Raw genomic sequence first — 8,576 nt, 5'->3', positions numbered from 1 at the left:
GCGCCGCCGGCGGCGCGTGAGCCGCTGACGGGTCGGCCACCGGCCGGTCCGCAGCCCGGGCGGCGACTGCCTTACAATAGCCGGCCCGTCGATCCTACGGTTCCCCGGACATGATCGTCCTCGAGGGCGCTCCCGCCCTGTCCGCGTTCCGACGCGAACGCTTGCAAGCCCGTCTCCAGTCCATCCATCCCGCCGTGCGCCTGCTGGGCGCGTGGCCGGTCTACTGGGTCGATCCGGAAGCAAGCGCGACCCCTGACGACGCCACCTTGCGCCGGATCCTGCAGGCCAGCCCGGACGCCGCGACACGCGCCGACGGCGCGGTCTCGCGCTACGTCACGCCGCGCCTGGGCACGTTGTCGCCGTGGGCGAGCAAGGCCACCGAGCTGCTGCACGGGGCCCGCCTGCCGGTGCACCGGGTCGAGCGCGGGCTGCGTTACGACCTCACCGGCTGGCCCGCCGACGCCGCCACCCAGGGTGCGCTGGCCAGGGTGCTGCACGACCCGATGACCCAGTCGCTGCTGGAGTCGCCCGACGACGCGGTGGCGTTGTTCCAGCAGCCCGCCCGCGGCGAGCTGGAGCGTATCGCGCTGGAGGATCTTGAGACTGCCAACATCCGCCTCGGTCTGGCGTTGGCCGACGACGAGATCGCCTACCTGCGCGAGCGCTACGCCGCACTCGGACGGCAGCCGTCAGACGTCGAGCTGATGATGTTCGCGCAGGCCAACTCCGAGCATTGCCGGCACAAGATCTTCAACGCGTCCTGGACCATCGACGGCAGCGAACAGCCGACCTCGCTGTTCCGGATGATCAAGCACACCCACGCGCAGACGCCCGAGCACACGCTGTCGGCGTACAGCGACAACGCCGCGGTGGTCGCCGGCTACCAGGCCCGGCGGTTCCGCCCCGATCCGGCCACCGGCGGTTACCGCGCCGAGGCGCCGGTCGAATCGGCGTTCTGCATCAAGGTCGAGACCCACAACCACCCGACGGCGATCGCGCCGTTCCCGGGCGCCAGCACCGGCGCCGGTGGCGAGATCCGCGACGAGGGCGCGACCGGCCGTGGCGGCAAGCCGAAGATGGGCCTGTGCGGTTTCAGCGTGTCGCACCTGCGCATCCCGACCCTGCCGCAGCCGTGGGAGGGCACGCGCGCGCTCAACCCGCGCATGGCACCCGCGCTGGAGATCATGCTCGACGGTCCGCTCGGTGCGGCCGCCTTCAACAACGAATTCGGCCGACCCAACCTGACCGGCTACTTCCGCAGCTTCGAACTCGACCAGGCCGGCTACGCCCGTGCCTACGACAAGCCGATCATGCTCGCCGGCGGGCTCGGCGCGATCGATCGCAACCAGGTCGACAAGCTCGGCCTAAAGCCCGGTTACGCCGTCATCGTGCTCGGCGGTCCGTCGATGCTGATCGGCCTGGGCGGCGGCGCGGCCAGCTCGGTCGCATCGGGTGACAGCCACGAGGCGCTCGATTTCGCCAGCGTGCAGCGTGACAACCCCGAGATGGAGCGTCGCTGCCAGGAAGTGATCGACGCCTGCGTCGCGCTTGGCGCGCGCAACCCGATCGCCAGTGCCCACGACGTCGGCGCCGGTGGCCTGTCCAATGCCATCCCCGAACTGCTGCACGACTCGCGCCTGGGCGGCGTGGTCGACCTGGGCAAGGTGCCGACCGACGATCCGTCGCTGTCGCCGATGCAACTGTGGTGCAACGAATCGCAGGAGCGCTACGTGCTCGGCATGCCGGCCGACCGGGTCGCCGAGTTCACCGCGATATGCGAGCGCGAGCGCTGTCCGTTCGCGGTGGTCGGTTTCGCCACCGCCGAGGAGCGCCTGGTGGTGGGTTACGGTGCCACCGTCGAGTCGGTCTACGGCGACGCGCGGGCCGACGTGGCGCACCCGATCGACCTGCCGATGGACGTGCTGTTCGGCAAGCCGCCCAAGATGCACCGCGACACCCGCCGGCCGGCCGATGCGCCGTGGCCGGCGCTGGACTGGAGCGGGCTGGACCTGCGCGATGCCGCGCTGCGCGTGCTTGCCCACCCGACCGTGGCGTCCAAGCAGTTCCTGATCACGATCGGTGACCGCAGCGTCGGCGGCCTGACCGCGCGCGACCAGATGGTCGGCCCATGGCAGGTGCCGGTGGCCGATTGCGCGATCACCTTCGCCGGTTTCCACGGATTCACCGGCGAAGCGATGGCGATCGGCGAGCGCACTCCGCTGGCGCTGCTCGACGCCGCCGCCGCGGCCCGCATGGCGGTCGGCGAGGCAATCACCAACCTGTGCGCGGCGCCGGTCGAGTCGCTCGACCGGATCAAGCTGTCGGCCAACTGGATGGCGGCGGCCGGCCACGATGGCGAGGACGCGCTGCTGTTCGACGCGGTCCGCGCGGTCGGCATGGAGCTGTGTCCCGAGATCGACCTGAGCATCCCGGTCGGCAAGGACTCACTGTCGATGCAGGCGCAGTGGCAGCACGAGGGCGAGCCGCAGAAGTCGGTGTCGCCGGTATCGCTGGTGGTCACCGCGTTCGCACCGGTGGTGGACGTGCGCCGGCAGCTGACGCCGCTGATGGACCGCGAGGCCGACTCCGAGCTGTGGCNAGGGCGAGCCGCAGAAGTCGGTGTCGCCGGTATCGCTGGTGGTCACCGCGTTCGCACCGGTGGTGGACGTGCGCCGGCAGCTGACGCCGCTGATGGACCGCGAGGCCGACTCCGAGCTGTGGCTCATCGGCCTGGGCGCCGGCAAGCAGCGCCTGGGTGGCTCGGTGCTGGCGCAGGTGCATCCCGACGCGTCGCAGGGTGGCGGCAAGCTGCCGGCCTTTGCCGGCCAGCCGTCCGAGGACGGCCGGCGCAACGCCGGCGTGCCCGACCTGGACGACCCGGGCCGCCTGCGCGACTTCTTCGAACTGATCCGCGACGCACGCGAGTCCGACCTGCTGCTGGCCTACCACGACCGCTCCGACGGTGGTGCGTTCGCCGCGCTGTGCGAGATGGCGTTCTGCTCACACCTCGGGCTGGAGATCAACCTCGACGGCTGGGGCGAGGACCCGTTCCGCACCCTGTTCAACGAAGAGCTGGGTGCGGTGGTGCAGGTCGCGGTCCAGGATCGCGCCGACTTCGCCGACCTGGTCGCGCGCCACGGCCTGATCGACTGCGCCCAGCGCATCGCCCGGCCGACCACGGCGCCGGCGGTACGCATCCGCGAGGACGGCGAGACCCTGGCCGAATGGCGCTGGGACGAGCTGTTCGACGCGTGGTGGTCGACCAGCCACGCGATGCAGCGCCTGCGCGACAACCCCGAGTGCGCCGACGAGGAGCGCGTGGCCGCGCGCGACTTCGCCGCCCCGGGACTGCGCCCGAAACTCGTGTTCGACCCGGCCGAGGACATCGCGGCGCCGTTCGTCGCCGGCGCCGTCCACGTCGGCGGCGCGCGTCCGAAGGTCGCGATCCTGCGCGAGCAGGGCGTCAACGGCCAGGTGGAGATGGCCGCCGCGTTCGACCGTGCCGGCTTCGAGGCGTTCGACGTGCACATGAGCGACCTGATCGCTGGCCGCGTCACCCTCGACGGCTTCAAGGGCCTGGCTGCCTGCGGTGGCTTCAGCTATGGCGACGTGCTTGGCGCGGGCCGCGGCTGGGCCACCAGCATCCTGGAGCGCCCGGGGCTGCGCGAGCAGTTCGCGGCGTTCTTCGCGCGTAACGACAGCTTCAGTCTCGGCGTCTGCAACGGCTGCCAGATGCTCAGCCAGCTCAAGCCGATCATCCCGGGCGCCGGGCACTGGCCCACGTTCCTGCGCAATCGCAGCGAGCAGTTCGAGGCGCGCCTGGGGTTGCTGGAGGTGGTCGAATCGCCGTCGCTGTTCCTGCGCGGCATGGCCGGCTCGCGCATCCCGGTGGTGGTCTCGCACGGCGAAGGCCGGGCCGAGTTCGCCAGCAACCTCGACCAGACCGCCGCGCGCACCGCGCTGCGCTACGTCGAGGCCGACGGCACGCCGGCCACGCGCTATCCGGCCAACCCCAACGGCTCGGCCGGCGCCACCGCCGGCCTGACCAGCGAGGACGGCCGCGCCACCATCCTGATGCCGCATCCCGAACGCACCCTGCGCACGGCCAACCTGAGCTGGGCGCCTGCCGGCTGGGGCGAGGATTCCCCGTGGCTGCGTATGTTCCGCAACGCGAGGGTGTTCGTCGGCTGACGGCGGACCAGTGACGCCGTCGGCCTCCGCGCATGCGGCCGCCGACGGCCTGCGCGGACCCTGCTACAGTCGGCCGCTCACGGCTTTGGAGGCGGTGTGGGCGCAACGGCGGACGTGGTCGACGGTGCGGGCAACGGCGGCATGGACAGCGGCACGGGTGGCAACCCGTTGGAAGACCGGATCGTCGATGCCCTGCTCGGGAAGGGGCGCCTCAAGGAGGCGGACCTTGGTCGCGCGCGCCGGTTGCAGGCCGAAACCGGCGGCAGCCTGCTGGCACTGCTCGGACGGCTCGGCCTGGTGTCCGAACGTGACCACGCCGAGACGGTCGCCGCCGTGCTGGGCCTCGCACTGGTCGGCCCCAAGGACCTGCCCGAGTTGCCGCCCGAGGGGGTTCCGCTCGCGGTCCGCTTCATGAAGCAGTTCGCCGTCTGTCCCGTGGCCGAAAGCGACGAGGCGGTCGACGTCCTGGCCGCCGATCCCCACGATCCGTACGTGCTCGACGCGGTGCGGCTGGCGACCGGCCGCGAGGTGCGCGCGCATGTTGCGCTGCGCTCGGAAATCGACGAGCTGGTCGAGCGCTGGTTCGGGCAGGGCCGCAGCGCGATGGGCGCGATCGTGGAGACCGCCGAGGGCGAAGGCAGCGACCTCGACGATGTCGAGCACCTGCGCGACCTGGCCTCCGAGGCGCCGGTCATCCGCCTGGTGAACCTCGTGATCCAGCGCGCGGTCGAGCTGCGTGCGTCCGACATCCACATCGAGCCGTTCGAGAACCGCCTGAAGGTGCGTTACCGCGTCGATGGCGTGCTGATCGATGGCGAAAGCCCGCCGGTCAACCTGACCGCGGCGGTCATAAGCCGCATCAAGATCATGGGCAAGCTCAACATCGCCGAGCGACGCCTGCCGCAAGACGGCCGGATCATGCTGCGGGTGCAGGGCAAGGAGCTGGACCTGCGCGTCAGCACGGTGCCGACCGCGCACGGCGAGAGCGTGGTGATGCGCCTGCTCGACCGCGAGTCGGTGGTGCTGGACTTCGAGCGGCTCGGCTTCACCGACGGGTTCCTGCCGCAGTTCCGCAAGGTGTTGGAGCAGCCGCACGGCATCCTGCTGGTCACCGGCCCGACCGGCTCGGGCAAGACCACCACGCTGTACACGGCGCTGAGCCAGCTCAACACGCCGGACGTCAAGATCATTACCGTCGAGGACCCGGTCGAGTACCAGATCGAGGGCATCAACCAGATCCAGGCCAAGCCACAGATCGGGCTCGACTTCTCGCACGCGCTGCGTTCGATCGTGCGCCAGGACCCGGACATCATCATGATCGGCGAGATGCGCGACCTGGAGACCGCGCGCATCGCGATCCAGTCCGCGCTCACCGGCCACCTGGTGTTGTCGACGCTGCACACCAACAATGCCGCCGGCGGCATCACCCGCCTGCTCGACATGGGCGTGGAGGACTACCTGCTGACCTCCACCGTCAACGGCATCCTGGCCCAGCGCCTGGTGCGCCGGCTGGAGCCCACGCACGCCGAGCGTTACCTGGCCACGCCCGAGCAGATCGAGAAATTCGGGCTGCGCCGCCTGCAGCCGTCGGGCGAACTCTTCCTCTACCGCCCGGTGGCCTCCGAGCTGGCCCCCACCGGCTACCAGGGCCGCACCACGATCATGGAGTTCATGGTCATGGACGACGCCCTGCGCAGCGCGGTGATGCGCCATGCAGGCATGGGCGAGATCGAGCGGCTGGCGCGCGCCGCGGGCATGCGCACGATGTACGAGGACGGCCTGACCAAGGCGCTGGCGGGGCTGACCACGATCGAGGAAGTGCTGCGCGTGACCGAGGACGCCTGATCGCATGGCGCTGTACCGCTACAAGGCGCTCAACAGCCGCGGCGAGCTGCTCGACGGGCAGATGGAAGCCGCCAGCGACGCCGAGGTTGCGAACCGGTTGCAGGAGCAGGGCCATCTGCCGGTGGAAACCAGGCTGGCAAGCGAGGGCGGTGCGGCGACCAGCTGGAAAGGCTTGTTCAAGCCGCGGCCGTTCGCCGGCGAGCGGCTGGTGCAGTTCACCCAGCAGCTGGCCACGCTGCTGGGCGCCGGGCAACCGCTCGACCGCGCGCTGACGATCCTGCTGGAACTGCCGGAGGACGACGCGGCCAGGCGCATCGTCGGCGACGTGCGCGATGCCGTGCGCGGCGGCAGCCCGCTGTCGACCGCGCTGGAACGCCAGCACGGCACGTTCTCGCGGCTGTACGTCAACATGGTCCGCGCCGGCGAGGCCGGTGGCAGCCTGCATGAAACCCTCTCCCGCCTGGCCGATTACCTGGAGCGGTCGCGCGCGCTGCAGGGCCGGGTGGTCAACGCGTTGATCTACCCGGCGATCCTGCTGGTGATGGTCGGCCTGAGCCTGCTGTTCCTGCTGGGCTACGTGGTCCCGCAGTTCGCCCAGATGTACGAGAGCCTGGACGCGACCCTGCCGCTGTTCACCCGGGTGGTGCTTGGCGTCGGGCTGTTCGTGCGCGACTGGTGGATCGTGCTCGTGGTGGTGCCCGCGCTGGCGCTGCTGTGGATCGACCGCAAGCGTCGCGACCCGGCATTCCGCGAATGGTTGGATGGCTGGGTGCTGCGCCGGCGGTTCTTCGGCGCGCTGGTGACCAAGGTCGAGACCGCGCGGCTCGCCCGCACCCTCGGTACGCTGGTGCGCAACGGCGTGCCGCTTATGGCCGCGCTGGGCATCGCCCAGAAGGTGATGGACAACCGCGTGCTGGCCGCCGATGTCGAAGCCGCCGCGGCCGAGGTCAAGAACGGCGCGGCGCTGTCGACCGCGCTGGGCCGGGGCAAGCGCTTCCCGCGGCTGGCGTTGCAGATGATCCAGGTCGGCGAGGAGTCCGGCGAACTCGATGCGATGCTGGTCAAGACGGCGGAGACCTTCGAGCACCAGACCTCGCTCGCGCTGGACCGCATGCTGGCGGCGCTGGTGCCGGTGGTCACCGTGGTGCTGGCCGGCGTGGTCGGCGTGGTGGTGATGGCGGTGCTGACGCCGCTGTACGACCTGACCAACGCGGTCGGCTAGCCGACCGCAGACATTCATTCCCCCGAACCGTTCGAGAAGGACACCGTAATGCGAACCCCGCGATTCCCGAGCCGACACTTCCGTGCCCCGTCCGCCGCCCGCCAGGCCGGCATGAGCCTGATCGAGATCATCATCGTGATCGTGCTGATCGGCGCGGTGCTGACCTTCGTGGGCAGCCGCGTGCTGGGCGGCGCCGACCGCGCCAAGGCCAACCTGGCCAAGTCGCAGGTGACCACGCTGGCGCAGAAGGTCGAAGCGTTCCAGATGGACACCGGGCGCTTGCCCACCACCCTGGACGAGCTGGTCACCGCGCCGGCCGACGCGGCCGGCTGGCTCGGCCCGTATGCCAAGGCACCCGAGCTCAACGACCCGTGGGGGCATCCGGTCGAGTACCGGGCCCCGGGGGAGAGCGGCCCGTTCGACCTGGTGGTGCTGGGCAAGGACGGCAAGGTCGGTGGCACCAGCGTCGACGGTGACATCCGTTACGAGTAGCGACATGAGCGCCACCCGCAGCCTCTACCGCCCGGGGACGCATTCGCCGGGTCGGCGCATGCGTGGCGTGTCGCTGCTGGAGATGCTGCTGGTGGTCGGCCTGATCGCGGCGGCCAGCCTGCTGGCGGCGGCCGCGTTCACCGGCGGGTTTGCCGGCGCGCAGCTGCGCTCGAGCGCGAAGGAGATCGCCGCGCAGCTGCGCTACACCCGCACCCGCGCGATCGCGACGGGGCAGTCGCAGCGTTTCGTGATCGACCCGGCCGCGCGCACCTGGCAGGCACCCGACGGTCGCCAGGGCGTGATCCCGGACGCGCTTGAAGTGCGCTTCACCGGTGCCCGCCAGGCGCAGCCGACCCGCGGCGAGGGGGCGGTGATGTTCTTCGGTGACGGCGCGGCGACCGGGGGCCGCATCCAGCTGCGCCGGGACTCGGCGGCGTGGAACATCGACGTGGCCTGGTTGACCGGAGAAGTCACGCTGGCGCGCGACGGAGGGCCACCGTGAGGCGCCCTGCCGCCCCGCGGCGCCAGCGCGGCTATTCGCTGCTGGAGGTGATCGTCGCCTTCGCGCTGCTGGCGCTGGCGCTGGGCCTGCTGCTGGGCACGCTGTCGGGGGCGACCCGGCAGGTGCGCTGGTCGGGCGATGCCGGTCGCGCCGCATTGCATGCCCAGTCGCTGCTCGACACGGTCGGCGTCGGCCAGGCGCTGGAACCGGGGCGCGTCGACGGCGAGTTCGAGGACGGCCGCTACCGCTGGTCGCTGGAGGTGTCGCCTTGGACTGAAGGAGCGGCGCCGCCGACGCGACCCGGCGCCGCGCGACTGCTGGAGC

Annotated in this window: 5 protein-coding genes and 2 pseudogenes; all 7 read left to right on the top strand. The window is 71.1% G+C overall.

Annotation, left to right across the window (positions count from 1 at the left end; genetic code table 11):
* Positions 1 to 110: 110 nt before the first annotated feature.
* Positions 111 to 2,537 (top strand): annotated as a pseudogene (gene purL / locus ACKVMH_RS11375) (phosphoribosylformylglycinamidine synthase); the annotation flags it as partial.
* Positions 2,538 to 2,601: 64 nt separating this feature from the next.
* Positions 2,602 to 4,191: pseudogene (locus ACKVMH_RS11370) on the top strand (phosphoribosylformylglycinamidine synthase subunit PurQ); the annotation flags it as partial.
* A gap of 141 nt (positions 4,192 to 4,332) precedes the next feature.
* Positions 4,333 to 6,036: a type II secretion system ATPase GspE gene (gene gspE / locus ACKVMH_RS11365; protein ID WP_412700370.1), complete on the top strand. Its 1,704-nt coding sequence runs from the start codon at positions 4,333 to 4,335 to the stop codon at positions 6,034 to 6,036.
* Positions 6,037 to 6,040: 4 nt separating this feature from the next.
* Entirely contained in the window at positions 6,041 to 7,258 is a 1,218-nt protein-coding gene (gene xpsF / locus ACKVMH_RS11360) for a type II secretion system protein XpsF (protein WP_412700369.1), read from the top strand.
* Between the two features lie 48 nt (positions 7,259 to 7,306).
* Complete coding sequence (gene gspG, locus ACKVMH_RS11355; protein ID WP_215218771.1) at positions 7,307 to 7,750, top strand: type II secretion system major pseudopilin GspG; 444 nt, start codon at positions 7,307 to 7,309, stop codon at positions 7,748 to 7,750.
* Positions 7,751 to 7,754: 4 nt separating this feature from the next.
* Complete coding sequence (xpsH, locus tag ACKVMH_RS11350; protein WP_412700368.1) at positions 7,755 to 8,252, top strand: type II secretion system protein XpsH; 498 nt, start codon at positions 7,755 to 7,757, stop codon at positions 8,250 to 8,252.
* Positions 8,249 to 8,576 (top strand): type II secretion system protein XpsI (gene xpsI / locus ACKVMH_RS11345; protein WP_412700367.1); only part of this gene is annotated, 328 nt, incomplete at its 3' end. The genes xpsH and xpsI, both read left to right, overlap by 4 nt.

The organism is Lysobacter zhanggongensis, assembly GCF_046638635.1.
GTDB lineage: Bacteria > Pseudomonadota > Gammaproteobacteria > Xanthomonadales > Xanthomonadaceae > Novilysobacter > Novilysobacter luteus.
Note: the sequence above shows the minus strand (reverse complement) of the source record. Positions and strands in the feature narration are given on the sequence as shown.

Excerpts from the sequence above, each read along its gene's own strand:
- gspE (WP_412700370.1), top strand. The coding sequence starts at position 4,333 with ATGGACAGCGGCACGGGTGGCAACCCGTTGGAAGACCGGATCGTCGAT.
- xpsF (WP_412700369.1), top strand. The coding sequence starts at position 6,041 with ATGGCGCTGTACCGCTACAAGGCGCTCAACAGCCGCGGCGAGCTGCTC.
- gspG (WP_215218771.1), top strand. The coding sequence starts at position 7,307 with ATGCGAACCCCGCGATTCCCGAGCCGACACTTCCGTGCCCCGTCCGCC.
- xpsH (WP_412700368.1), top strand. The coding sequence starts at position 7,755 with ATGAGCGCCACCCGCAGCCTCTACCGCCCGGGGACGCATTCGCCGGGT.